Here is a 23581-nt window from a genome sequence, read left to right as displayed (position 1 = left end):
TTGCTTTCAAAAGGTCGTCTGAAAACCGGTTTCAGACGACCTTTCGCTTATTTCAGCATCTCTTCGGGAATTTTGCAGACGGGAATCGGATTGACTTTGTGTTGCATGGCTTTGTGCAGGCGGGTGTAGATTTCCAAGACTTCGCGCTGCCTGCCTTCAAACTCTTCGGGGCGGTGCGTGCCGTAAACGCTCATCGCCCATTCCAGTTCGGGATAGCTTGCGCCCATCTGTTCTTCGTCCGTGCGCTCGGTATCCCAAAGTCCGTCGGTCGGTACGGCTTTTTGGATGGACTCGGCGATGTCCAGTTCGGCGGCAATTTGATAAATCTGAGTTTTGGTCAAATCGGCAATCGGGTTGATGTCCACGCCGCCGTCGCCGTATTTGGTGAAAAAGCCTACGCCGAAATCTTCGATTTTGTTGCCCGTGCCGGTAACCAGCAAACCGTTTAGCTGCCCATAATAATAAAGCGTCAGCATCCGCAGGCGGCTGCGGGCGTTGGCAAGCGCGAGCTGTTTGGCGGGGAACTCGGTTTCATCGACCTCGACACCGGCGGCAAAGGTATCGAAAGTCGGCGTCAAATCCACACGCATCCCGCTGACGTTGGAAAACGCCTGTTCCAACCGGCGGATGTGTTCCTGCGCACGGCTGACTTGGTCGGCTTTTTGGCGGATGGGCATTTCAAGCAACAGAACCTTCAGCCCCGTCCGTGCCGCGATGGCGGAAACGACTGCGGAATCGATACCGCCGGAAACGCCGACGACAAACCCTTTGGCGTGTGCGGCGGCGGCATAGTTTTTCAGCCAGTCGGCAATATGGCGGATAACGGCTTGGGTCTGCATAGTCAGGCTCCTGATTTGAAAGGGGGAATCATACCCGATTTTGAAAGGCTGCGGCATATGGATCAGGCAGGTCGTCTGAAAACACAGGTTTGGCATTGCGAAACCGAATGCAGTGTCTGCAACATGGTCGGTTTTAGGTTTTCAGACGACCTGTGTGATGAACGGCTGGCTCCCGTGTTTTAATGAGATTTTTTGTTTGACTTGTCTTTATATCGATAGATTTGCAGATTGGTTGACCTGCCGCCCTTAAAAGAATTGATTTCATAGGTAATGCCATCATACACAGCGCGCGTGCTGATCAGCTCTTCATTAAGCGGCTGTTTCTGTTTAAAGGCTTCGATGTTTTGGATATGTTTGTCCAACAGGTTTTTAAACAGGTTGTCCGGTTTGTTTTTATGGTCGATGGTGGAAATGATTAAATCGGGGATAGTGGTGTCTTTCAAGATAAGTCCATCGTTTCCAATCACAGCATCCACACCGTCTACCTTGTTATTGACATGATATATGTTGACACTATACGGACATCCCAACTTGACAAAGTCTTTTAAAACTATAGATACAGAAAAAAGATTGGCATGATAGTCAGCGGCTCTATACATATTTTGTTTCCCGAAATTTTTTTCAACGATTTCATTATTGCTTTTTTCGATAAAGCCTAACTCTTGCAATTTGGGAACAATTAGTTTTTTGTTCATGGGAATAGGCAGGCGATTAACTGCCTCAAAATGCGTAGGCTCATATCGCGGGTATGCCGCAGGGTCTACAGGCGGGAGCGGGGGAAGTGTATTAAACCTATATTCGGAAGGATGACATTCAAAATGCGATGTAGCTGCGGTTTTAACGGCTTCTGCATCCTGCTTTCCATCTTGCGTCAAGTTCGGCTGATTGCTACACGCTGCCATAACCAGCAAACCTGCCAATACCATCAGCTTTTTATTGACTATCTCCATGATTTTACTTTCTTTATTTGGTCTTTGTTGTAATCAGTTATGGGCTTTCTTTCGGGTTCTATATCGATATAGTCAATTAAAAATAAAATAGTACAATACTCAACTTTTAAGGTCTAACCATGGCATACTCTGCGGACTTAAGAAACAAAGCTTTAAACTATTACGAACAATGCAAAAACATCAGCCAAACCGCAGCGACGTTTAACTTGTCAAGAAACACGCTTTACCTGTGGATTCGCCTTAAAAAACAAACAGGCAGCCTAAAACATCAAGTTACCGGTCTAAATGCCGTCAAATTGGATAGGCAAAAACTGGCTCAATATGTTGGGCAACACCCGGATGCCTATCTGCATGAAATCGCCAAACATTTTGATTGTACGCCAGCCGCCGTTTGCTATGCACTCAAACAGATGGGGATGACGCGCAAAAAAAGACCACCACTTACAAAGAACAAGATCCGGCCAAAGTAACGCATTATTTGACACAGCTGGCCGAATTTTCCGACTACCAACGTGTTTATTTGGATGAAACAGGATTTGACCGCTACCTGTTCCGTCCCTATGCCCGCAGCCCGAAAGGGCAAATAGTGAAAGCGCAGATAAGTGGAAAAAGATACCGACGCTTATCTCTGGTGTCCGCACAAGTCGGCAACCGGCTGATTGCTCCGATGGTTTATCAAAATACGATGACCGGAGTCTTTTTTGAAGCGTGGTTTCAGCAATGCCTACTGCCCGCATTGACTCAAAAATCGGTGATTATTTTAGATAATGCGCGATTTCACCGTATGGGTGTCTTACGGGAAATGGCGGAAAAATGGGGACATAAGGTATTGCCTCTTGCACCTTATTCACCTGAGCTCAACCCGATTGAGAAGGTGTGGGCGAATATTAAGCGGTATCTGCGAACCGTATTGTCTGATTACGCCCGATTTGACGATGCGTTACTGTCCTATTTTGATTTTAATTGACTATAAATTTGCAGATTAGTTGACCTGCCGCCTTTGAAAGAATTGATTTCATAGGTAATGCCATCATACACGGCGCGCGTGCTGATCAGTTCTTCATTAAGCGGCTGTTTCTGTTTAAAGGCTTCGATGTTTTGGATATGTTTGTCCAATAGGTTTTTAAACAGGTGGTCCGGTTTGTTTTTATGATCGATGGTGGAAATGATTAAGTCGGGGATGGTAGTGTCTTTAAAGATCAGACCGTTATACCCAATCACAGCATCCACACCGTCTACCTTGTTATTGACATGATATATATCGACACCGTACGGACATTCCGGATTGGCAAAGTCTTTTAAAACTATAGTGACAGAAAAAAGATTTGCAAGGTAGTCAGCGGCGCTATACATGTTTTTCTTCCCGAAATTTCTTTTAAAGATTTCGTTATTGCTGTTTTCTATAAAGCCTAACTCTTGCAATTTAGGAACAATCAGTTCTTTATTCATGGGGATAGGCAGGCGTTTAACTACCTCAAAATGCGTAGGCTCATATCGCGGGTATGCCGCAGGATCTGCAGGCGGGAGCCGAGGAGGCGTATTAAACTTATATTCGGAAGGATGACATTCAAAATGCGAGGTCGATGCGGTTTTAACGGCTTCTGCATCCTGCTTTCTATCTTGCGTCAAGTTCGGCTGATTGTTACACGCCGTCATAACCAGCAAACCTGCCAATACAGTCAGCTTTTTATTGAATGTCTTCATTATTGATAACCTTCTTTGTACTTTTTCGATGTTCATAATATCCTGATGCGGTTTGTAACAAATAAATCGGGTTTTGTGTTGGATGGGAATGACGATGAATTTTGTATGTTAGCTGGGTTGAGATAATGGGTAAAGCAGATGGGATAAGCGGTGGAAGGTGTGTCTGAATGGTTTGCTTTGTTTAGCGAGATATAGTGGTAACTTTAAACCAGGACGGCGTTACCTCACCTTGTCCTGATTTAAATTTAATCCACTATAAATGGCTTGATGATGCGAAAGGTCGTCTGAAAACCCGATTTGGGCTTTTCAGACGACCTTTCGTTTGGGTAGGTATCAATAAACGTCGCGTTGGTAGCGTTTGTCTTCGCGCATTTCGTTGAGATAGTCTTCGGCATCGTCGCGGCTGAGTTTGCCTTGGGTTTCGATGACGTCGATCAGGGCGGTTTCTACGTCGCGTGCCATGCGGGTGGCGTCGCCGCAGACGTAGAGGTGTGCGCCTTGTTGCAGCCAGTTCCAAACTTCGGCGGCGTGTTCGGCGATTTTGTGTTGGACATAGACTTTGTGTTCGCCTTGTCTGCTCCATGCCAAGTCGGCGCGTGTGAGGATGCCGTCTTTGCGGTAATCGCTCCATTCAAGCTGGTACAGGAAGTCGTCGGCGAGGCGTTGGTTGCCGAAGATGAGCCAGTTTTTGCCGTTGTCGCCGTTGGCGGCGCGTTGCTGCATGAAGGCGCGGAAGGGGGCGATGCCTGTGCCTGCGCCTATCATGATGACGGGGGTGTCGCCGTTGGCGGGCAGGCGGAAGTTGGGGTTGGGTTCGACGAATACGCGTACTTCGCCGCCTTCTTCAAGACGTTCGCCCAGATAGCCTGAGGCTGCGCCGGTGTAGGTGTTGCCGTGGTGTTCGAAGCGGACGACGCCGACGGTCAGGTGGACTTCTTCGCCGACTTCGTCTTGCGCGGAGGCGATGGAGTAAAGGCGTGGGGTTTGGGGGCGGAACAGTTGGAACAAGGTTTGCGCGTCCAGCGGATGGGGGTAGGCGGCGAAGACGCCGACGGGCGGGGTAGCGGCGAGGTAGGCGTCCAATCGGGCTTTGTCGGCGGCTGTGGTTTTGAGTGCTTCGCTGCCGGACAACTTGGCGTATTGCTGCACGAGGGCGGGTGTGTTTTGCGTGATATCGGCGGACTCGGTCAGGGCGGTGCGGATGTCGGTTTCGAGGTCGTCTGAAAGGCGGATTTTTTCTTCCCCGCTTAATTGGTGCAAATCAAGGATTTCTTGAACCAAAGCGGGAGCGTTGAGCGGGAGTACGCCCAATGCGTCGCCTGCCTGATAGTGCAGTCCGGAGCCGGATAGGTCGATTTCGATGTGTTCCACGTCTTTCTCGGCGGAACGGGACGTGATTTTTTGGCGGACGGACAGGGTGGCGGTATAGGGTTTGTCTTTGGTATAGACAGCGCCTGCGGTTTGAAGGGCGGCAGGTGTCGTAACGGATGCTGCTGCGGTTTGCGCGGCAAGTTCGGCAACTTGGGGGACGACGGCTTCTATCCACGCGTCGGCGGCACTTTGGAACTCTAAATCGCAGATGCCCAAGTCGTTCAGACGACGTGCGCCCAGTTCGGCGAATTTGGCGTCAAAGTCTTTGCCCGCTTGGCAGAAATTGGGATAGGAAGAATCGCCCAAACCCAAGACGGCAAAAGTGAGTTTGCCCAAATCGGGGGCTTTTTTGCCGAAGACGAATTTATACAGCGGCAGGGCTTCTTCGGGCGGCTCGCCCTCGCCTTGCGTGGATGTTACCAACAACACGATGTCTTCATCGGGCAGTGTTTTGCTTTTGAAGTCTCCCGCGCTGCTCAACACGGCTTCTACGCCTGCGGTTTTAAGTTTGGTGTGTAAAGATTCGGCAACGCCACGCGCATTGCCCGTTTGCGAGGCGGATAAGACCAACACGCGTCGCGCGGTGGCGGCAACGGCAGCAGCGGAAACACCCAAACTGCCCGCCGCCCCTTGACTTTGCGCCCAGCAGTAGCCGGAAAGCCAAGCGAGCTGTGTAGGCGAGAGGGCGGCGAGTTGTGCGGAAAGTTCGATGGGAAGCGGGTTGGCTGGGGTCATGTCGGTTCCTTTGTGCGGACGGCTGCTTGAGGCAGAGCATTTGCCTGCGCGGCTTTAATTGTTTGGTTGAATGGTGAATTTTTCTGAAAACAGTGGCGATACTGTAAACAGGTCGTCTGAAAAACGGAAAGAATGCTTGGTTTTAATTTAATGCGATTTCGTTATATTCTGGATTGGAAGAGGGAGATAGGGTCGATATCGGTTTTCAGACGACCCGACTATAATCCTTTGAGATTTTTAAGGGCAGCAAAAGCGCAGATGTCCATCGGACAACTAATAAAGCAGCTTATATAAAGCTGCCGTCAGAGGTAATCAGATGATTGAATTTAATGATTTCATAAAAGAAGTAAATAAAAAATTTCAAGATGAGCTATGGGCTGATTTTGAATCCAAATTTTTTGGAGATGATTTATTTATTAAAGTAGGAATAGATTTTTCTTATAGCCATCAGTTTGAACTGTATATTCAAAATGCGCGCATGAATAAATCGATTGAGGAATGGACGGTAGATTTGAAGAAAAATCAAATCATATATCTGAAAGATAGGGAAATTTATTTTATAACGGATGTCGATGAAAAAATAATGGTAAAAGGGGAAAGGTATTTTGTTAATTTGTTGACGACTATTTACCATTTGAATCATTCTGATAGCTTGAAAAATTACATAATCAACCCAGAATTGATAGATTTAGCTACTGTTTCAGATATGACGATAAATAACTATTTTGAAGAATTGCGATTGTAATAAGTAGAAATCATGACTGAAATGAAACTGAATTCGTCTCTAGGGGAAGGAATATTAAATTCAGAAAACAGCAAAAGGTCGTCTGAAAACAGTTTGGCAGTATCTGCACTCGTGTTTTCAGACGACCTTTCCTCTTGATTATGCAAACAGGAGGCGTAAAATATCAAAAAATTACACAATAAAACAAATTTCAACACAACACATCATGAACCGTCTGCTCCAACACGCATTTACCCCCAATCAAGCCACATCCATAGGTCTGCTTGCCGTAGCCTTTTGGAGTTCCGTCGTCGGATTGATACGCGCCTTGAGCCTGCACATGGGGGCGGTTGGTGGCGCGGCGGTGATGTATAGCCTTTCCACTTTGTTGCTCTTGGCTATTTTCGGATTGCCGAATTTGCGGCAGTTCAGCCGCAGCTATCTTTTCTGGGCAAGCATTTTTTTCGTCGGCTGCGAATTGTGCCTGTCTCTTTCCATCGGTTTTGCCGACAACGCACGCCAAGCGGTCGAAGTCGGCATGGTCAATTATCTTTGGCCGACGTTTACCATCATCGGCGCGGTTTGGTTTAACAAACAGCCGGCAAAATGGTGGATAGGCATAGGCTTTGCCTTGTCGTTTATAGGTATTGCCACCGTTTTAGGCGGTGACGGCGGATTTTCTCTGCCCGAAATTATCGGCAACGTCCGAACCAACCCGCTCAGTTACATCATGGCATTGTTAGACGCGCTGTTTTGGGCAGCATACTGCACCCTGACCGCCAGAACGAAAGCGCAGGGCAACGCCGTTGGTTTTTTCTTTCTTCTCGTATCCTGTATCCTGTGGGCAAAATATTTCGCAGGCGGCTACGGCAGCCTTCATTTTGATACCGATTCCATACTTTATGCCGTCTCCGCCGCAGCCTGCATGGGGTTAGGCTACGCAGTTTGGAACATCGGCATTTCATGCGGCAATATGACCGTTTTGGCAGGCGCTTCCTATTTCATTCCCATTTTCTCGGCTCTCATTTCCTCCTTCCTGCTCAATGCGCCCCTGTCTGTACAGTTTTGGCAGGGCGCGATTATGGTCTGCATCGGCTCAGGCGTATGCTGGCTTGCAACGCAGAATTTCAGTTTCAGACGAGTCGAGTAGTTTGGTTCTTGCATCAGGGCTTTGCAAATATCAAAAGGTCGTCTGAAAAATCTTCAGGCGATTTTTGTTATATTTACAATTGTAATGATACGTTTGTTTGAATTAAATACCATTTAGCTGAAGTAAATTGCTGGTTTATGAAAATATGATACTTTCTCAGAAATCAGAAATTGATAATGGATTGTATTTCAGCCGATCTGATTAATCAGAAATCTGTTACAGGAAGGAGTAAAAGTGGAATCTGGAAAAGATAGTGTATTAAAGAAGCTAGCAGCTTTAATAGCAGTTTTGGGTTCATTCGCTTTGGTAGCTTGTTATCCATCTTCAGAAAATAAGGAGGAAGTAAAAATGGATAATGAGATACCCATAACGGGTTTTGAAAGAAATATTAAAATTGATTTGAATGGAACGTTGATGAGCGTACCTTACGGTTATTTGGCAGGTTCGTCCCGAGATTCGGCAACAAGATGGATGTCGGACGAGGAAAAAATCCATAAGGGCGGTAGGTTTGATATTTACGTCCATGCCAAACGCAAAGGAGATTCCTGGATTTTAGAGCCTTTCAATCGGGAGAATAAAGATTTATTCGTTAAGGCATTGAAGGATGGTCTACCGATGATAGACACTATTTCGATTCAGAAAAATTCTGAATGCCTTTTAGATCCTAAGTATGTTACGAAAATGATGTTCAGGTACGGTTCAAAAGAAATAACCTCTTATTCTAAAGACTATAAAGCATATGAAAGATTTAATGAAGAACCGTTCTATCATGAATTTAATTATATTAGGGATGATGAAAATCCAGTAAGAATACAAGTAAGGGATGATGGTAGAAAAAATGGAAAAAGACTTAATGAACCGCATTTTTCAATCGCAGTTGACTCATGCATAAATGGTTTGTCAGTAGATTATTATCCTAGTATCAGTACACATGAATATGGAAAATTTTCTAAGCAGCCTTCTCAACAAGAGTTGATTGAATATCATCTAAAAATAGAGAAATTAATTAAAAGTTTTATCAAGTAATTTTATTTTATTTTAGGATTCTAACTCATAAATATTTTAAATGGATAACAACAGGCTGAATTAAAGGGAAAAGAACTGTGTGGAGATGTTCTATCCGAGTTTGCTATATAATCGCGCCATCTTTGATGAACAAAGATAAACAAACGTCGTCTGAAAGAACATCTTTATTTTCAGACGACCTAAAATAAAACCGACATACAAAGGAGCCGAACCATGTTTCACAGCATCAATGCCTATACCGGCGAAACCCTTTGCCGCCGTCCAGCGCAGAGTTATGCCGAATTTTCACAAGAATTGGCGGCGTTGAAGGTGCGCCAGCAGACGTTTGCGCGGTTGGGCGTTACCGGACGGACTGCTTTGCTGCAAGCCTTTGCCGAGCGTTTGGCGCAAAACAAGGAGCGGCTTGCGGAAATGGTTTGCGAAGAAGTTGGACGCTGCCTTCATGAATGCCGTGCCGAACTGGATAAATCGGTCGAACTCATCCGATATTACGTCCGCCTTGCCCCCGAGTTGCTGGCGCATAAGACCATCGCTACACAGGCGAGCCTCAGTCAGGTGCGGTTTGAGCCGTTGGGCGTTGTACTTGCCGTCATGCCGTGGAACTATCCTGTCTGGCAGGTTTTGCGTTTTGCCGTTCCTGCCTTGTGTGCGGGAAATGCTTGTGCCGTCAAACCTGCGCCCAGCGTGGCGCGGGTCAGCGCGGCGCTGCTGGAACTGGTTTCAGACGACCTCCCGCTGATTGGTGCGTGGCTGGACAACAACGATACCTTGAAAGCCATCGAAGACACCGATGCGATGGCGTTTACCGGCTCAACGCAGACCGGTCGCCTGCTCGCCGCCCATGCGGGAATGCACCTCAAGAAAACCGTCCTCGAACTCGGCGGCAGCAACCCTTTCATCGTCATGCCCGATGCGGATCTCGAACGCGCCGCCGCCGAAGCCTGTTATTCGCGTTTCCGCGACGCCGGTCAGTCTTGCAATGCCGCCAAACGAATCGTCGTTACCGAAACCGTTGCCGACCGCTTCATCCCCCTGTTTCTTGCCGAATGCGCCAAATTGCAAACAGGCGATCCCAAAGACCCTGCGACCACACTTGCCCCGCTGCACCGCGAAGACTTGCGCGCAAACGTACACGCTCAAGTACAGGACACAGTCGCACACGGCGCAGAGGTTTTGACGGGTGGATTCATTCCCGAAGGAAAGGGCTGGTTTTACCCTGCCACCGTGTTGGACAAAGTGAATCCCGACTGCCGCGTTTGGAACGAAGAGGTTTTCGGGCCGGTTGCCATGATTTTGCGGGCGAAGGACGAGGAACATGCCGTCGCCCTTGCCAATGATACGCCTTACGGACTGGGCGCCAGCATCTATACCGCCGATACCTGCCGCGCATGGGATTTTGCCGAAAAAATCCAAGCAGGCTCGGTTTTTATCAACCGCCACACCAGCAGCGACCTGCGCCTACCCTTTGGCGGCGTCAAAGCCTCAGGTTACGGACGGGAATTGTCTGAATTCGGGCTGTATGAATTTGTGAACGTGAAAACGTATTGGCAGAAATAAGGACGGATTGAAAAGGTCGTCTGAAAACGCTGGGATTGCCCCATGTTGCGTTTTCAGACGACCTTTTTATCGTGTGCAGAGAGATAGCGGATTGACTTAAAGCCTATTACGCTATCTCCGCGCTTCAAGCATCCACTTTAAAGAACAAGGTTTCTTGTTTTAAAGCATTGCCGTCGGCATCAGTCAAATCGGCATGTGCTGCGGAAAATTTGATAACTGTAAGACTCAGGCTGCCGGTATCGGTCAGCGCGGTATTGATGATTTGTCCGGCTTCTTCGCCTCCGTTTTGAACGGCAACGCCTGCGGCTTCCAACGAATCGCCCCGCAAAACCGCCAGCCCGCGTTTGACTTGTCCGCGATATTGGGCGCGGGCGATGATTTCCTGTCCCGGATAGCAGCCTTTTTTGAAATGTACGCCGCCGATGATGTGTTGGTTGAGCATTTGGGCAACGGCAGTTTCTTTGGTTGCCGTCGAAATCCAAGCGTAGCCGCTGCGGATTTCGTGCAGGTTCCAAGCGTTTTCGGCTGCCGTGTCATATTCAGGCAGAAGCCCAGCTTCGCCGATTTTCAGACGACCTGAATGGGGCAGGGTAATGGTGTATACCCCATTGTCTGCTTGGGCAGGAAAGGACAGGGCAGGTTCGGCAGCGGGAGAGGGCGAGGCAGCTTCGTCCAGCTCGCCTGCGACGGCAAAATCGGACAGCGGTTCAAAGATGACCTTGGCTCTCAGGACAAACATACGCAACCGTTTGATAATGGCTTCGATCAAATCCTGCGCCATAATCAGCAGCAAATCCTCTCCTCGGTTGAGGACGATCATATTTGCCAACACGCGCCCTTTCGGGGTGTTGTAAGTGGCATAACACGCGGTATTTTCGTTCAGATGGTTGATGTCGTTGGATAATTGTCCGTGAAGAAAGGAGGCTCTGTCCTCCCCGCTGACTCGGACGACACCAAAAAATGGCAGGCGGGTTTGCATGTGGAATCCTTTGTCGGGTAGCAATGGAATAGTTCGATATTATAAGAACAAATGCTTGATGAAAAAAGCCGTTCAAACTTGGGAAGAGCATGTAGAGGTCGTCTGAAAAGGTTTCAGACGACCCATTTTGTTCTGATTAAAAGGAAAATCGGCTAAAATGACGGCGCTTTTTCTTTAAGATAGAGAGTGATTTCAAGATGATTCAGTTATACGGCATTCCCAATTGCGATACGGTGAAAAAAGCCCGCAAATGGTTGGAAGAACATGGCGTTGATTTTCAATTTGTGGATTTTAAAAAGAGCCCGCCGCAAGTTGACACGATAAGCAAATGGTTGGAGCAGATACCGTTGGAGGTTTTATTGAACAAACGTGGTACGACGTGGCGCAAGCTGGATAAGCAAGCCCAAGCCGCTGCTGCTACTGTCGATGGCGCTGTTCGATTGATGGCGGAGCAGCCCAGCATCATCAAGCGTCCGGTTTTGGAAAAGGAAGGGCGGTTTTTCGTCGGTTTTTCCGAAGAAAACTATCAAGAAATTTTTTCAAAATAACACGATACGGCGGGATAGGGTCGTCTGAAAAATAAGTCGGGCCATCGTTCTGCCAAGAGTGCATAACAAGGCAAAACGCGCTACAATGCGCGTTTGCTATTTTAATCATTACGTCTTCAGATAATATGTTCCATACCGTTGAAAAATATAAAACTCCGGCCCAGATTTTGTTGGGTTTGATTGCGCTGACCTTCGTCGGCTTCGGTGTCAGCACGGTTGCTGCGCCCGGCTCTGATTTTATCGTCAAAATAGGGGATGAAAAAATCAGTGAGTATTCTTTGAATAATGAGTTGCAAGGTGAGCAGCTTCAAGGCCAAAGCCCGTCGCGGGGAGCCGTATTCCAATCTTTGGTTCAACGCGCCTATCTGAAGGAAGGTGCCAAGCTGATGGGTGTGGAAGTTTCCCAAGAGCAGCTTAAACAACTGATCGTGGACGACCCTACCTTTCACGATCAAAACGGTAAATTCAGCCAACAAATCTTTTCAAACTTCCTGAGCCAGCGCCATATGACGGAAGATCAGTTCGTTGCTGATATCCGCGAGCGTTATGCGCTGCAAAGTTTGATCAATTTGGTGCAAAACGGTGCGATTGTCAGCGATGCGCAAGCAGAGCAACTGGTTAAGCTAACTCAGGCGACACGCGATATCCGTTCGGTAACATTCAATCCTGAAGCCTTTGTTTCTCAAGTAAAAGTCGATGATGCCGCGTTGAAGGCATACTATGAGGCGCACAAAAAAGATTATCTGATTCCACAAGGTGTGAAATTGGAATACATCGCCCTGAGTGCAAAAGATTTGGCGGACAAACAGACCGTCAGCGAAGATGAAGTGAAAAAAGCATTTGACGAACAGGCGCCCCATCTTTCGCCCCGCCGTGAAATTGCCCACATTTTCTTCCCGGTTCCCCAAGATGCCGATGAAACGGTACGCGCGGCAATCAAAGCCGAAGCAGACAAAGTTGCGGCAGAGTTGAAAGCCAAGCCGGCCGATTTTGCTGCTTTGGCGAAAAAATATTCAAAAGACACCGCATCTGCTTCCAAAGGCGGCAACTTGGGCTATCTGTCTAAAGACGGCGGCTTGGGTACGGATTTGGAAAACGTGGCGTTCTCGCTGCCTAAAGGAGGAATCAGCGATGTGGTTCAAACTCCGGTCGGCTACGATATTGTCCAAGTTTTGAATATTGAAGACAAAGTGTCTTTTGAGCATGAAAAAGCCCGTATTGAAGCTGAGTTGAAGCTGAAAAAAGCTGCTTCCGAATTCAATTCGGCAAAAGAAAAGCTTTCTGAAGAAGCATTTAATACGCCAACCTCCTTGGCGGATGTCGCCAAAAAAACAAATCTGAAACTGGAAAGTTTGGATCAAGATTGGCTGACTCAAGCCAACGGAAAAGCAGCAGGTTTGCCCGATGCGTTGATTAATGCGGCATTCAGTGAAGATGTGTTGAAGAAAAAACACAATTCCGATTTGATTTCCATGGACAAAGATACGGTTTGGGTTATTCGTGTCAAAGAAGTCAGGGAAGAAAAAACCGCACCTTTCGCTGATGTTCAAGAAGAAGTGCGTTTGGCTTATCTGCGCAGCGAAGCCGCAAAACTGGCCGACAAAAAAGCCAAAGAAGCCATCGAGGCTTTGAAGGCAGGCAAGGCAGTTGACTTGAAATGGTCGGAAGTATCGAAATTGAGTGCGCAAGATGCACGCCGGACCATGGCGCCTGAAGCCTACAATGAACTGATTAAAGCCCGTCCGCAAAATGGTAAACCTGCATACGCCATGCTGCTGGAAGGCATGCCGACTCCTGTAATTGTTGAAGTGCAGAACATTGCAGCGCCGGAAAATATTGCTTCCCAAGTGCCTGCTGCCAAACAAATGCTGGCGCAACAGCAGTCAGCCAACATTTTTGATGCATTGCTGCGTTATTTCAGCAAGGAAATCAAGCGCGAGCAAGGTGCGCAAAAAGTTGATAATTCGGCAGAGTAAGCAGTTGATGAACAAGCAGGCGGCAAAGATGGCGAACATGATTGCCCGCCTGGCTTAGACAGAATAAAATGGTCGGAGAAAATCCGACCGTTTTCATTATATAATCAGCCTTTCTTGCTCCATCAATATATAGTGATTTCACTACTATACACATCCCGATTTTCCTTGTTTTTCGGTTAGAGGTCGTCTGAATACCATGAGCAAAGCTCCCGATGCTTTTACGCGGCTGATTAATGCCTTGAAAATTCTACCCAATGTCGGTCCCAAATCCGCGCAACGCATGGCGCATCAATTGCTGCAAAGCAAGCGGGAGCAGGCGCAGGAGTTGGTTGATGCTTTGCAATACGCATTAAAGCAAGTCCAGCATTGCAGGATGTGCAACACATTTTGCGAAGGGAGTTTGTGCGATATTTGTTCCGACGAATCACGGGACAAACGCCGCCTGATGATTGTCCATATGCCGGCAGATGTCTCCAATATGGAAACTGCGAATTGCCATGATGGTTTGTATTTTGTGCTGATGGGGCAAATTAGTCCCGCGCAAGGGATGGATGTGAGCGCCATTGCATTGGACAAACTGGTGGCGAGGTTGCAGAACGCCGATGTTGAAGAAATCATTATTGCGACAAACTTTACTGCCGAAGGGGATGCGACGGCGTATGTGTTGGCAGAATTATTTAAAAACCTTCCATATAAAGTCAGCCGCCTTGCCAGAGGCATCCCTTTGGGGGGAGAGTTGGAATATGTCGATGCAGGGACTTTGGCGCAGGCCGTTTATGAAAGGCGCGCAGTCAAGGATTAAACAACAAGGTCGTCTGAAAACGCGTTTCAGACGACCTTATTTCAAACAAAGCCGGTTTATTTGCAGCTTACGCCTTGAATTTGCGGAGTATCGCCGCTGCCTACTTTGAAGGCACATTTGGTGGCGCTGCTGCCGGATACGGTGACGACACCGCTGCCTGCGGTCAGGCTGACCGGTTCTTTGACACCCATGCCGACTGCGGTTGCGGCAAGTTTTTGCACGTCGGCAGCGGAATAGGACGTATTGTTTGAACTGATTTTAATCTCCTTAGCCGCATACGCATTTGCACTGAATGCCAATCCGGCAGCGGCAACGGATAATGCTAAGAATTTTGTGATGTTCATTAATGGTTTTCCTTTTTGATGGCGGTAAACTTTACCGCGATTTCAGAATAAGGCCGAATAGATGATTGTGCAAGTTTTTCGGCCGATTTTACGGTAGCCCTGAATAAGAAGACTTTGGTTTACAAATTGCGATGTCTCTATTCTCGGTCGTTTCGGCGTATTCAGACGACCTGTCGGTTTTACGGTACAATAGGCGTTTTTTGACAAACGGATGAGGCATATAAATGGCTTCTTTAGAGACTTGGATAGGACTGCGCTATTTGCGGGCAAAAAAACGCAATGGCTTCATGTCGTTTATCACCGTCATTTCTATTGTGGGTATTGCACTCGGTGTGATGGCTTTGATTGTCGTATTGTCAGTCATGGCGGGCTTTCAGAGAGATATACGGGGGCAGCTTTTGAAAGTGGCTCCTCATGCCGAAATGGGTTATTACGATAACGGCAACGGTAAAAGCTGGGAGAGCCTGCGCGAGATTATTAAAGGACGCAAAGAGGTGCTTCAGTCGGCACCTTATGTTTCCGGACAGGCATTGCTGGCAAATGCGGGTGAGGTCCAAGGCGTTCAAATCCGCGGGATTTTGCCTGATGAAGAAAAAAAAATCGTTGAATACAGTAAAGAAATGCCTGTGGGCAGTTTTGATGATTTGAAGCCGGGCGAATTTGATATTATTTTGGGACAGGATTTGGCTGAGTCTTTGGATGTAAAGGTTGGTGAAAAAATCACTGTCGTTACGCCTGAAGGCAACGTGACGCCAGCCGGTGTTGTACCTCGTCTGAAACAATTTAAAGTTGTCGGCTTGGTCAAAACCAAAATCCATGAATTGAACACTACTCTAGCATTGACGCACATGAAAGATGCCCAAGTCTTGTACCGTCTAGATGAAAATGCGGCAGGCTTGAGATTGAAACTTGCCGATCCGATCAATGCGCCGTCGTTCACCGAAACACTGCTGCCGAAAAATCTGCAAGAAGAAGTATGGTTGCGCGATTGGACGTACACCAACCGCAGTTATTTCGAGGCCGTAGAAATGGAGAAAAGGGTGATGTTCATCATTCTGCTGCTGATTGTTGCCGTAGCCACCTTTAACTTGGTTTCTTCTTTGGTCATGGCGGTTACGGAAAAACAAGCCGATATTGCCATTTTGAGGACTTTGGGTGTCTCCCCGGGCAGTATTATGAAAATTTTTATGGTGCAGGGCGTATTTGCCGGCTTTTTTGGTACCTTGACCGGAGTGATTACCGGTGTCACGCTGGCTTTGAACGTGGGCAGTATTGTCAAACAGTTAGAGAGTTGGTTTGGTTTCCAATTCATCAAATCACAAGTTTATTTCATTGATTATATTCCGAGTGACGTCAGTGTTCATGATGTTGTGCTGATTGCCTGCATTTCCCTGATTTTGTCGTTTATCGCCACGCTCTATCCAAGCTGGCGTGCTGCAAGAACCCAACCGGCGGAGGCTTTGCGCTATGAATAAAGTAGTTTTGAAATGCGATAATGTCAGCAAAAGCTACAAAGACGGTCAATTGAATGTCAACGTTTTGAATCAGTTGAGGCTCGAAGTGCTCGAAGGTCAAAGCGTCAGCATTATCGGTTCGTCCGGTAGCGGCAAATCGACCTTGATGCACATTTTGGGCGGTTTGGATAAGCCGACTTCCGGCAGCGTGGTACTGATGGGGCAGGATTTGAGTCAGTTGGGACAGAAACAACTGGGTCTGCTGCGCAATCAGTATTTGGGTTTCGTGTACCAGTTCCACCATTTGCTGCCTGAGTTTTCCGCTTTGGAAAACGTCATGATGCCGCTTTTAATTGGTAAGATGAAAAAAGCCGAAGCAGAACAGCGTGCGGTTGAAATGTTGGAAAAAGCGGGTTTGAAAAAGCGCATACAACACCGACCCAGCGAGCTTTCCGGTGGTGAACGCCAACGTGCCGCCATTGCACGCGCGCTGGTAACACGTCCCAAATGCTTGCTTGCCGACGAGCCGACAGGCAATCTGGACCGTAAAAATGCGCAAAATGTACTGGATATGATGCTGGATCTGAAATCCGAGTTGAATACCAGCCTGATTGTGGTCACGCATGATGACGAATTGGCTGGCCGTTTCGATCGGGTCATGCTGATGCACGACGGACGCTTGGAAGAGCAGTAACTATCCGGCAATACGAAAAGGTCGTCTGAAAAAGCAATGGATACTTTTCAGATGACGGCGGATTCGGATTTGAAGTGCAACTTTCCATAACAGAAAAAGGCCAGTATGCGGTAGCATACTGGCCTTTCCTGCAATGCAACACATTAACATCCTTATCCGCCCAAGAAAAACACTTGGTTACGAAACGCCAAGTGTTTTATAGTGGATTAAATTTAAATCAGGATAAGGCGACGAAGCCACAGACAGTACAGATAGTACGGCAAGGCGAGGCAACGCCGTACTGGTTTAAAGTTAATCCACTATATTCTTGAATCTGTTCCAACCACTGATATCCTAGTGTTGTACTTGAAATCCGAATCCAAGGTTGTCTGAAAACTGAATGCCCCTTGAAGTTGAATCCATCCACTATACATACCCAATACTTGGGAGGCAAATTCACAAAAAGCTGCTATGGAAATAGCAGCTTTTGTCCGGTTTGGCGGAAACGGTGGGATTCGAACCCACGGAGGATTTGCACCCTCAGCGGATTTCGAGTCCGCTGCATTCAGCCTCTCTGCCACGTTTCCGTAGAATAAAGTAAAACCAAATAAAAATGTTGTTGGCTGGGCTTCACTTCATTTTTATTTGGTTTTTCTATTTTCAAGAAATGGCGGAAGCGGTGAGATTCGAACTCACGGAGGGCTATCAACCCTCGACGGTTTTCAAGACCGTTGCATTAAACCGCTCTGCCACGCTTCCGTTTCTTGAAGCTGAAATAATAATGAAATTTGCCGGGTTTGCCAAGCGAAATTTGCAGGCGAATATTTAGTTTTTTGTTTTTACTTGGTTTGTTCTTTACGCATGAACACCCATTCGGACTCATTCGACGCTGCTGCGTTAAATGCGTAACCTTCGTAATCGAAATTTTTCAGCATTTCTGGGGCAGTGATATTGTGTTCCGCCGCGTAGCGTACCATCAGTCCGCGCGCGCGTTTGGCGTAGAAGCTGATGATTTTGTATTTGCCGTTTTTTTCGTCTTTGAAAACGGGGGTAATCAGGCGGGCTTTGAGTTTTTGGGTGTTGACGGATTTGAAATATTCTTGCGAAGCGAGGTTAATCAATATGTCGCTGCCGGCTTGGGCAAGGGTGTCGTTTAACAGGTCGGTGATGATGTCGCCCCAAAATTCATACAGGTTCTTACCGCGTGTGTTGGCAAACGCCGTTCCCATTTCCAAACGGTAGGGCTGCATCAAATCCAGCGGGCGAAGAACGCCGTAGAGGCCGGAAAGCAGGCGGAGGTGTTGTTGCAGATATTGGATTTGTTCTGGCTTGAGGGTGTCTGCGGCGATGCCTTCGTAAACGTCTCCGTTGAACATAAAGACTGCCTGTTTAGCGTTGTCTGGTGTAAACGGTGTATGCCATTCGGCGTTGCGCTCGGCGTTTAAGAGGGCGATTTTGTCGGAAACGTGCATCAGCTCGGCGATTTGCTGCGGGGCGAGTTCACGCAGTTGGCGCATCAGGATTTCGGCTTCTGCCAAGAGGTCCGGTTGGGTGAATTCTTTGACGTGCGCAGGGTCTTTTTCATTGAGGTTTTTGGCGGGGGAAAGGACGAAGAACATGATGGACTCGGAGATGTGATAAACAGCGGCATTGTAGGTTTAAAATGTTTTATGGGCAAGTTTGATAAGTGAAGTAAATACCGTTATAGCAAAGGCTGTTTGAATGGAATTAAAAAGGTCGTCTGAAAACTCGGATTTGAGGTTTGAACTGCACCCCAAAAGTTGGACATCACCTCCAACCACTAAGGTGCAGTTTTTTTATCAGCAAATATACATTACACTTCAAATACCAAGCCGTACTCCACTACCTGCATATACGCAGCCAACAGCGTACTGCAGACCACTACGGCATCTCACGAACCCACCTGAGACGATGGATACGCGCCTATCAAGAAGGCGGTATCGGCGCACTCGAACATCCCCAATCCAAAACCATGCCCCAACACCGCAAAAACCCCTTCATCGCAGATAAACCCGACCAAGAAAAAACACAGGCAGAGCTTATCGAAGAGTTGTGCTATATGCGCGCAGAGGCCGCCTACCTAAAGGAGTTAAAAGCCCTCAGCCAAAAACAGACCGAAAAGGACAAAGCCAAACCGTCCAAACACTGAGGGCGCAACACCCGCTCAAATACCTGCTGCACATCGCAAACCTGCCCAAAAGCAGCTTTTACTACCACCGTCAAGACCGGCCCGACCCCGACGCAGCCGACAAAGCCCTTATCGCCGAAATCTACGAACAGCATAAAGGACGCTACGGACAAAGGCGCATTGCCGCAGCATTGGGTTGGAACCGCAAAAAAGCAGCGCGGCTGATGAGGCAGCTAGGACTGAAAGCCCTCATACGGGCGAAAAAAGCCTACCGCCATCCCGCCATGGGCGAGATATCGGAACACCTCCTCAAACGCCGGTTCACAGCCCGAAAGCCCAACGAGAAATGGCTGACCGACGTGACCGAACTCAAAGGAAAGGACGGCAAACTGTACCTCTCGCCAATATTGGACTTGTTCAACCGCGAAATCATCGCCTACGCCATGAGCCGCAATGCTAACAGCGAAATGGTGAAGGAAATGCTCGAAAAAGCCGCCCCCCGTCTGACCGGCGAAGGAACGATGCTTCATTCGGACCAAGGTGTGCTGTACCGTACGTCGGGATATAGGGAATTGCTTGCCCAACATTCCATGGTTCAAAGCATGTCGCGAAAGGCGAATTGTTGGGACAATGCACCGATGGAAAGCTTCTTTGCGGTGTTGAAGACAGAGTGTTTCTATAACGCAGGTGAATTGACGGTGGACGAATTGATGAAACAGATAGATGACTATATGGATTACTACAACCGGGAGCGTTGCAGTTTGAAATTAGACCTCTTGCGAAAATATTCATCCCATCGCATTAACCAGTCCTGCAATCAGATTTACCCTTAACCCGAACCGTTTCCGCCTGTTGCGGTAAGGCAGCGACAAGATTTTGAATATCTTCAGTTTCCTGTTGATGTGCTCGATGACGGTTCTGAGTTTGCCTAACCGCCTGTTCGCCTCTTTATCCTGTTTGTTCAGCGGATGATGTTTGGATTTCTTTTTCGGGGTCTGTAATCCGGTTTTAGCCAATCCTTGATAACCCTTATCCGCAATGACTATTTTGTAGGGATAAAGCTCTGCAAGGTGCCTCTTGGCTAAACGCATGTCATGCTGAGCACCCATCCCCGTCCGGATGCTGATGATTTTTTCAGTTTCTCTGCCGTATATGACCTGGATTTTAACCGTGTGCCGCTTTTTCTTGCCGCTGTAATACTGCCGCTGTTTTTTTGGGACGTTCAATCGGGCTTTCGGTAACGTCAATGATGACCGTTTGATCGCCCAGATTCTTGTGTTTTGGCAGGGAAAAGCGTTTGCAACGGATGAGGGCGTCCTCGGTTTTACGGATGGTGCGGCAGACATTACTTTCAGAAAGGCCGTAGATGGCGGCCAATTCGAGTTGGGTATGGTAATGACGCAGATAGCTCAGGGTAAGCAGCAGTTGGTCTGCCAAGCTGAGCGTATGCGGCCTGCCTGACTTGACCTTCCGGCTTTCTGCTTCTGTGGTGACTTTCAGCATTTCGTGAAAAAGGACGGGCGTTACACCTGTGAGCCGTTTGAATTCCCTGTCGCTTCTTTGGATGAGGTTTTCGTATTTCATTTGGGAATTGTAAATCTTCAGGATACTTTCGCAAAAGGTCTATTGAAAAAGCTGAGTCCTGTCGCATACAGAACCCAGCTTACACAGAGTGCCTGAATAGGCTTTTATGAGTGTCCAAGATTTTGGGGCCAGTTCAGTTTTCAGACGACCTTTGTTTTTCAAAACGGAATCAACCGCCGCATGCGCCGCAGCAGCCGCCTTCGCTGTGGCCGCCGCGTTTTTCTTCGTTGTTGACTACGGGCAGCTCGACTTCTTCAGATTGTTCTTTTTTGTCTTCGGGCAGGTCGTTGACTTTGATTTTGTTTTCTTCTGACATTTTAGGCTCTCTTTAAAAAAGGGTGGAAAGGTGTGCCAAGATACCATCGGGCGGCGGATAAACCAAGTCGGATTTAAGATTTTTTGCGATTCGGTTTGATGAATCGCAAATCGTGCCGGTTTAGGATGGTTGATGTGCGGCTGATATGATGACGGGACGCTTGTTATAGTGGATTAACTTTAAATCAGGACAAGGCGACGAAGCCGCAGACAGTACAAATAGTACGGCAAGGCGAGGCAACGCCGTACTGGTTTAAAGTTAATCCACTATATCGCGTCCCGCTTTGGTTTTCAGACGGCCTTTGGGCATCAGTTCAGGCGGTTTTTCTTACCGAACCAGACGAAACCGATCGCGCCCAAAACAATCATCGGAACGCTCAACCATTGTCCCATCGACAAGCCCAAGGTGAGCAGACCGAGATAGTCGTCGGGCTGGCGGGCGTATTCGGCAATGAAGCGGAAGAAGCCGTAGCCGCCGAGGAAGAGGGAGGCGACTTGTCCGGTCGGACGCGGTTTTTTGGAAAAAATCCATACGACGATGAAAAGGCAGATGCCTTCCAGCGCGAATTGGTAGAGTTGCGAAGGGTGGCGTGGCAGTACGTGGTATTGCTGCATCCATTCTGCCCAAAGAGGATTGCGCACGGCGGCGTTGAGGTCTTCTGCGCGCGCTTGCGGGAAACCCATTGCCCAAAAGGCGTTGATGTCGGTAATCCGGCCCCAGAGTTCGCCGTTGATGAAGTTGCCGATACGGCCGGAAGCCAAGCCCAGCGGAACAAGCGGCGCGACAAAATCCATGGTTTTCAAGGTACTGATTTTGTGTTTGCGGCTGAAGAGCCACATGGCGATGACGACGCCTAAGAAGCCGCCGTGGAACGACATACCGCCTTCCCAAACTTTAAGCATTTCGAGCGGATGTTCGAGGTAGTATGAGAGTTTGTAAAACAGAATATAACCGAGTCGTCCGCCGAGAATGACGCCCACAACACCCCAAGTCAGGAAGTCGTCGAGCATTTCTTTGGTAAAGGCGGTGTTGCCTTGCTTGATGCGGCGGCGTCCCAGCCATAGGAAAAGAATAAAGCCGACGATATAGCTGAGGGCATACCAGCGGATGGCGACTGGTCCGATACTGATTGCAACAGGATTAAACTGCGGATGTATCATCATGATGGTGTTCCTTATGAGAAGGGCGGTTTATGTGTTTTTAGCCCGACAAAGGTCGTCTGAAAATCCCGATTGGGATTTCAGACGATCTTTTGTGTGATGGGGGAAAAGAATTATCGCAAATCATCGACAATGTTCAAGACAGCCGACAACATGGCTTCGCCCAAGCGCAGGGAGCGTTGACCGTTCCAGCCGAAGTCGTCGTCGGGCAGGTTGGCGTTGTCTTTAAACGGCATTTCGAGCGTATAGGCGAGGCAGTCAAAACGGTTGCCCACCCAGTTGGTCGCGAGCGTCATGTTTGCCTGACCGGGTGCGTCTTTTTCATAGCCGTATTCGTCTTGGAAGTCGGGACTGGCGGAAAGCAGGGCGGCTTTGAACTGCGTTTCCAACGCGGCGATGCACGGATTGTAGTTCGGCACGCCTTCCGTACCGGCGACAAAGACAAACGGCAATGCTTCGTCGCCGTGAATGTCTAAGAACAAATCCACGCCGGTTTCCAGCATTTTTTCGCGCACGAGGAAGACTTCCGGGCTTTTTTCCAAAGTCGGGTTTTCCCATTCGCGGTTGAGGTTTGCGCCTGTGGCATTGGTGCGCAGATTGCCCAATACCGAGCCGTCGGGGTTCATGTTCGGCACGATGTAGAACGTGGCGCGGTCGAGCAGGATGCGTGCGGTCGGGTCTTGCGGGTCGAGCAGGCGGCCGAGCAGCCCTTCGATAAACCATTCCGCCATCGTTTCGCCCGGGTGTTGGCGGGCGATAATCCAGATTTTCATGTCGCTTTCGACTTGGTTGCCGACGGTCAGCAGGTTGATGTCACGGCCTTGCACGGTGCTGCCCAAGTCGTCGATGCGGCAAAGCCCGCTGCCTTGCGCGTCGCCCAAGAGGTTTAAATGCTGCTCGTGGGAGTAGGGTTCGAAATAGGCGTAGTAAACGCTGTTAGACAAAGGCGTATGGTTGATGGTCAGCACGCCGTTTTCGTATTCGGTCGGGACGCGGAACCAATTTTGGCGGTCGTAAGAGGCGCACGCCTGATAATCTTCCCAGCCTTGCGGATAAGCCGAATCCGCCGCATTTTCAAAGTGCATCACGCAATTCTGATACGCCGCACCTTGCAGGCGGAAGTAAAACCATTGGGCGAAATCGGAAGCGTTGTCCGGACGCAGGGCGAGGCGGATATTGGCAGGGTCGGTCAGGTCTTTGACGACGACGGAGCCGGCGTCAAATTGAGTGCTGATTTTAATCATGGGAAAGTCCTCGGTATATCGGACAAACCGGATAACCGTTGTTTGAAAAAATGTGTGGGCGATACCGTATCCGTCGGCGACGGCAAACCGATATGCCCGAATCCGTTGATTCTACCATTCCGACGGGCGCGTCCTCAACCGATAAGGGGCGGGGAATGTTGTTTCAGACGACCTTTGACGTTAAGATAGGGCAGATTCACTTTAAATCAGGACAAGACGGCAAAGCTGCAAACAGTTGCGAAGCTGATTTTTACTGATTCAAAGGTAATCCGCTATAATGATTAAATTGTTAATAA

At 48.3% G+C, this 23581-nt stretch carries 26 protein-coding genes and 2 tRNA genes; 15 read left to right on the top strand and 13 right to left on the bottom strand.

All coding sequences use genetic code 11. The features are described 5' to 3' along the window. Positions 1-47: 47 nt before the first annotated feature. Complete coding sequence (gene nadE / locus ACMYUL_RS13635; protein ID WP_009311696.1) at positions 48-839, bottom strand: NAD(+) synthase; 792 nt, start codon at positions 837-839, stop codon at positions 48-50. 15 nt (positions 840-854) lie between these two features. Between nadE and ACMYUL_RS13630 the strand changes: the two genes are divergently transcribed. Continuing rightward, the gene (locus ACMYUL_RS13630) at positions 855-1022 is read left to right on the top strand and encodes a hypothetical protein (protein WP_168163280.1); all 168 of its coding nucleotides are present in this window, start codon (positions 855-857) and stop codon (positions 1020-1022) included. Here ACMYUL_RS13630 and ACMYUL_RS13625 read toward each other — a convergent pair. After that, positions 1019-1789 carry a hypothetical protein gene (locus tag ACMYUL_RS13625; RefSeq protein ID WP_415771157.1) on the bottom strand — a complete coding sequence of 257 codons (771 nt, stop codon included), beginning with the start codon at positions 1787-1789 and terminating at the stop codon, positions 1019-1021. The two genes, ACMYUL_RS13630 and ACMYUL_RS13625, sit on opposite strands and share 4 nt — an antisense overlap. A 119-nt stretch (positions 1790-1908) precedes the next feature. On the opposite strand from ACMYUL_RS13625, the gene ACMYUL_RS13620 reads away from it, so the two are divergent. Further along, a protein-coding gene (locus ACMYUL_RS13620) for an IS630 family transposase (RefSeq protein ID WP_099048405.1) occupies positions 1909-2756 on the top strand; the annotation gives its coding sequence in 2 pieces (ribosomal slippage) (positions 1909-2224 and positions 2224-2756; 849 coding nt in all). Here the strand turns inward: ACMYUL_RS13620 and ACMYUL_RS13615 are convergent. Both ACMYUL_RS13615 and ACMYUL_RS13610 read right to left on the bottom strand, forming a co-directional pair. After that, positions 2738-3529, bottom strand: coding sequence for a hypothetical protein (locus ACMYUL_RS13615; protein ID WP_415771155.1), 792 nt, complete (start codon positions 3527-3529; stop codon positions 2738-2740). The genes ACMYUL_RS13620 and ACMYUL_RS13615 overlap by 19 nt on opposite strands. Before the next feature lie 297 nt (positions 3530-3826). Next, on the bottom strand, positions 3827-5599 hold the full coding sequence (locus tag ACMYUL_RS13610) for an assimilatory sulfite reductase (NADPH) flavoprotein subunit (protein ID WP_415771153.1): 1773 nt from the start codon (positions 5597-5599) through the stop codon (positions 3827-3829). 316 nt (positions 5600-5915) lie between these two features. On the opposite strand from ACMYUL_RS13610, the gene ACMYUL_RS13605 reads away from it, so the two are divergent. The 5 genes from ACMYUL_RS13605 to ACMYUL_RS13585 all read left to right on the top strand — a co-directional run bounded on the left by ACMYUL_RS13605 (position 5916) and on the right by ACMYUL_RS13585 (position 10056). Beyond that, on the top strand, positions 5916-6344 hold the full coding sequence (locus tag ACMYUL_RS13605) for a hypothetical protein (protein WP_070496223.1): 429 nt from the start codon (positions 5916-5918) through the stop codon (positions 6342-6344). Positions 6345-6356: 12 nt separating this feature from the next. Beyond that, positions 6357-6482 carry a hypothetical protein gene (locus tag ACMYUL_RS13600; protein WP_283118430.1) on the top strand — a complete coding sequence of 42 codons (126 nt, stop codon included), beginning with the start codon at positions 6357-6359 and terminating at the stop codon, positions 6480-6482. Positions 6483-6549: 67 nt separating this feature from the next. Next, positions 6550-7473 carry an aromatic amino acid DMT transporter YddG gene (gene yddG, locus ACMYUL_RS13595; RefSeq protein ID WP_148132271.1) on the top strand — a complete coding sequence of 308 codons (924 nt, stop codon included), beginning with the start codon at positions 6550-6552 and terminating at the stop codon, positions 7471-7473. Positions 7474-7707: 234 nt separating this feature from the next. Next, positions 7708-8499 carry an RTX iron-regulated FrpC family protein gene (locus tag ACMYUL_RS13590; RefSeq protein ID WP_415771150.1) on the top strand — a complete coding sequence of 264 codons (792 nt, stop codon included), beginning with the start codon at positions 7708-7710 and terminating at the stop codon, positions 8497-8499. Positions 8500-8712: 213 nt separating this feature from the next. Continuing rightward, the gene (locus tag ACMYUL_RS13585) at positions 8713-10056 is read left to right on the top strand and encodes an aldehyde dehydrogenase family protein (protein ID WP_415771148.1); all 1344 of its coding nucleotides are present in this window, start codon (positions 8713-8715) and stop codon (positions 10054-10056) included. A gap of 124 nt (positions 10057-10180) precedes the next feature. Here the strand turns inward: ACMYUL_RS13585 and ACMYUL_RS13580 are convergent, their stop codons facing one another. Next, the gene (locus ACMYUL_RS13580) at positions 10181-11035 is read right to left on the bottom strand and encodes a YgfZ/GcvT domain-containing protein (RefSeq protein WP_415771146.1); all 855 of its coding nucleotides are present in this window, start codon (positions 11033-11035) and stop codon (positions 10181-10183) included. A gap of 197 nt (positions 11036-11232) precedes the next feature. Between ACMYUL_RS13580 and ACMYUL_RS13575 the strand changes: the two genes are divergently transcribed. The 3 genes from ACMYUL_RS13575 (at position 11233) to recR (ending at position 14361) form a co-directional block, all read left to right on the top strand. After that, complete coding sequence (locus ACMYUL_RS13575; RefSeq protein ID WP_070512126.1) at positions 11233-11583, top strand: ArsC family reductase; 351 nt, start codon at positions 11233-11235, stop codon at positions 11581-11583. A 125-nt stretch (positions 11584-11708) separates the two neighbouring features. After that, positions 11709-13559: a SurA N-terminal domain-containing protein gene (locus tag ACMYUL_RS13570; protein WP_070512130.1), complete on the top strand. Its 1851-nt coding sequence runs from the start codon at positions 11709-11711 to the stop codon at positions 13557-13559. 196 nt (positions 13560-13755) lie between these two features. Continuing rightward, entirely contained in the window at positions 13756-14361 is a 606-nt protein-coding gene (gene recR, locus ACMYUL_RS13565) for a recombination mediator RecR (protein WP_070512133.1), read from the top strand. Between the two features lie 56 nt (positions 14362-14417). On the opposite strand, the gene ACMYUL_RS13560 is transcribed toward recR, so the two are convergent. Beyond that, positions 14418-14705 carry a hypothetical protein gene (locus ACMYUL_RS13560; protein ID WP_003760695.1) on the bottom strand — a complete coding sequence of 96 codons (288 nt, stop codon included), beginning with the start codon at positions 14703-14705 and terminating at the stop codon, positions 14418-14420. Between the two features lie 224 nt (positions 14706-14929). Here ACMYUL_RS13560 and ACMYUL_RS13555 point away from each other — a divergent pair, with 224 nt between their 5' ends. Both ACMYUL_RS13555 and lolD read left to right on the top strand, forming a co-directional pair. Further along, complete coding sequence (locus ACMYUL_RS13555) at positions 14930-16180, top strand: lipoprotein-releasing ABC transporter permease subunit (protein WP_070512136.1); 1251 nt, start codon at positions 14930-14932, stop codon at positions 16178-16180. Beyond that, complete coding sequence (lolD, locus tag ACMYUL_RS13550; RefSeq protein ID WP_070512138.1) at positions 16173-16853, top strand: lipoprotein-releasing ABC transporter ATP-binding protein LolD; 681 nt, start codon at positions 16173-16175, stop codon at positions 16851-16853. The genes ACMYUL_RS13555 and lolD overlap by 8 nt, the downstream gene beginning before the upstream one ends. A gap of 476 nt (positions 16854-17329) precedes the next feature. On the opposite strand, the gene ACMYUL_RS13545 is transcribed toward lolD, so the two are convergent. The 3 genes from ACMYUL_RS13545 to yaaA form a co-directional block, all read right to left on the bottom strand. Then, positions 17330-17419, bottom strand: a tRNA-Ser gene (locus tag ACMYUL_RS13545). Positions 17420-17500: 81 nt separating this feature from the next. Continuing rightward, a tRNA-Ser gene (locus tag ACMYUL_RS13540) sits at positions 17501-17591 on the bottom strand. Positions 17592-17671: 80 nt separating this feature from the next. Then, positions 17672-18451, bottom strand: coding sequence for a peroxide stress protein YaaA (gene yaaA, locus ACMYUL_RS13535; RefSeq protein WP_070512141.1), 780 nt, complete (start codon positions 18449-18451; stop codon positions 17672-17674). A 143-nt stretch (positions 18452-18594) separates the two neighbouring features. Here yaaA and ACMYUL_RS13530 point away from each other — a divergent pair, with 143 nt between their 5' ends. Beyond that, positions 18595-19002, top strand: a complete 408-nt coding sequence (locus ACMYUL_RS13530) for a helix-turn-helix domain-containing protein (protein ID WP_415771141.1) — start codon at positions 18595-18597, stop codon at positions 19000-19002. After that, complete coding sequence (locus ACMYUL_RS13525; RefSeq protein WP_415771140.1) at positions 18906-19814, top strand: IS3 family transposase; 909 nt, start codon at positions 18906-18908, stop codon at positions 19812-19814. The genes ACMYUL_RS13530 and ACMYUL_RS13525 overlap by 97 nt, the downstream gene beginning before the upstream one ends. On the opposite strand, the gene ACMYUL_RS13520 is transcribed toward ACMYUL_RS13525, so the two are convergent. The 4 genes from ACMYUL_RS13520 to ACMYUL_RS13505 form a co-directional block, all read right to left on the bottom strand. Beyond that, positions 19770-20565, bottom strand: a protein-coding gene (locus ACMYUL_RS13520; RefSeq protein WP_415771101.1) for an IS5 family transposase whose coding sequence is annotated in 2 segments (ribosomal slippage) — positions 19770-20198 and positions 20200-20565 — 795 coding nt in all. Because the reading frame shifts where the segments join, the coding sequence is not laid out codon by codon here. The genes ACMYUL_RS13525 and ACMYUL_RS13520 overlap by 45 nt on opposite strands. A gap of 169 nt (positions 20566-20734) precedes the next feature. Next, complete coding sequence (locus ACMYUL_RS13515) at positions 20735-20881, bottom strand: hypothetical protein (RefSeq protein WP_003767024.1); 147 nt, start codon at positions 20879-20881, stop codon at positions 20735-20737. Between the two features lie 308 nt (positions 20882-21189). Further along, on the bottom strand, positions 21190-22044 hold the full coding sequence (gene lgt, locus ACMYUL_RS13510; protein WP_415771138.1) for a prolipoprotein diacylglyceryl transferase: 855 nt from the start codon (positions 22042-22044) through the stop codon (positions 21190-21192). A gap of 110 nt (positions 22045-22154) precedes the next feature. Further along, positions 22155-23285 (bottom strand): M14-type cytosolic carboxypeptidase, encoded by a 1131-nt coding sequence (locus ACMYUL_RS13505; RefSeq protein WP_415771136.1) that lies wholly within the window; start codon positions 23283-23285, stop codon positions 22155-22157. Positions 23286-23377: 92 nt separating this feature from the next. Here ACMYUL_RS13505 and ACMYUL_RS13500 point away from each other — a divergent pair, with 92 nt between their 5' ends. Beyond that, a complete protein-coding gene (locus ACMYUL_RS13500; protein WP_415771134.1) occupies positions 23378-23542 on the top strand; it encodes a pseudouridine synthase in 165 nt (54 codons plus the stop codon). Positions 23543-23581 lie beyond the last annotated feature (39 nt).

The organism is Neisseria sp. CP9 (assembly GCF_047758525.1).
Classification (GTDB): Bacteria; Pseudomonadota; Gammaproteobacteria; order Burkholderiales; family Neisseriaceae; genus Neisseria.
This window is presented reverse-complemented; position numbering and strand designations above follow the sequence as displayed.

What these genes read in the sequence shown, in the direction of transcription:
- yaaA (WP_070512141.1), bottom strand. Translation starts at nt 18,451, where the DNA reads ATGTTCTTCGTCCTTTCCCCCGCCAAAAACCTCAATGAAAAAGACCCT.
- lgt (WP_415771138.1), bottom strand. Translation starts at nt 22,044, where the DNA reads ATGATGATACATCCGCAGTTTAATCCTGTTGCAATCAGTATCGGACCA.
- ACMYUL_RS13515 (WP_003767024.1), bottom strand. Translation starts at nt 20,881, where the DNA reads ATGTCAGAAGAAAACAAAATCAAAGTCAACGACCTGCCCGAAGACAAA.
- ACMYUL_RS13570 (WP_070512130.1), top strand. Translation starts at nt 11,709, where the DNA reads ATGTTCCATACCGTTGAAAAATATAAAACTCCGGCCCAGATTTTGTTG.
- lolD (WP_070512138.1), top strand. Translation starts at nt 16,173, where the DNA reads ATGAATAAAGTAGTTTTGAAATGCGATAATGTCAGCAAAAGCTACAAA.
- recR (WP_070512133.1), top strand. Translation starts at nt 13,756, where the DNA reads ATGAGCAAAGCTCCCGATGCTTTTACGCGGCTGATTAATGCCTTGAAA.
- ACMYUL_RS13615 (WP_415771155.1), bottom strand. Translation starts at nt 3,529, where the DNA reads ATGAACATCGAAAAAGTACAAAGAAGGTTATCAATAATGAAGACATTC.
- ACMYUL_RS13580 (WP_415771146.1), bottom strand. Translation starts at nt 11,035, where the DNA reads ATGCAAACCCGCCTGCCATTTTTTGGTGTCGTCCGAGTCAGCGGGGAG.
- ACMYUL_RS13600 (WP_283118430.1), top strand. Translation starts at nt 6,357, where the DNA reads ATGACTGAAATGAAACTGAATTCGTCTCTAGGGGAAGGAATATTAAAT.
- yddG (WP_148132271.1), top strand. Translation starts at nt 6,550, where the DNA reads ATGAACCGTCTGCTCCAACACGCATTTACCCCCAATCAAGCCACATCC.
- ACMYUL_RS13585 (WP_415771148.1), top strand. Translation starts at nt 8,713, where the DNA reads ATGTTTCACAGCATCAATGCCTATACCGGCGAAACCCTTTGCCGCCGT.
- ACMYUL_RS13500 (WP_415771134.1), top strand. Translation starts at nt 23,378, where the DNA reads ATGCCCGAATCCGTTGATTCTACCATTCCGACGGGCGCGTCCTCAACC.
- ACMYUL_RS13610 (WP_415771153.1), bottom strand. Translation starts at nt 5,599, where the DNA reads ATGACCCCAGCCAACCCGCTTCCCATCGAACTTTCCGCACAACTCGCC.
- ACMYUL_RS13560 (WP_003760695.1), bottom strand. Translation starts at nt 14,705, where the DNA reads ATGAACATCACAAAATTCTTAGCATTATCCGTTGCCGCTGCCGGATTG.
- ACMYUL_RS13575 (WP_070512126.1), top strand. Translation starts at nt 11,233, where the DNA reads ATGATTCAGTTATACGGCATTCCCAATTGCGATACGGTGAAAAAAGCC.
- ACMYUL_RS13605 (WP_070496223.1), top strand. Translation starts at nt 5,916, where the DNA reads ATGATTGAATTTAATGATTTCATAAAAGAAGTAAATAAAAAATTTCAA.
- ACMYUL_RS13625 (WP_415771157.1), bottom strand. Translation starts at nt 1,789, where the DNA reads ATGGAGATAGTCAATAAAAAGCTGATGGTATTGGCAGGTTTGCTGGTT.
- ACMYUL_RS13555 (WP_070512136.1), top strand. Translation starts at nt 14,930, where the DNA reads ATGGCTTCTTTAGAGACTTGGATAGGACTGCGCTATTTGCGGGCAAAA.
- ACMYUL_RS13505 (WP_415771136.1), bottom strand. Translation starts at nt 23,285, where the DNA reads ATGATTAAAATCAGCACTCAATTTGACGCCGGCTCCGTCGTCGTCAAA.
- nadE (WP_009311696.1), bottom strand. Translation starts at nt 839, where the DNA reads ATGCAGACCCAAGCCGTTATCCGCCATATTGCCGACTGGCTGAAAAAC.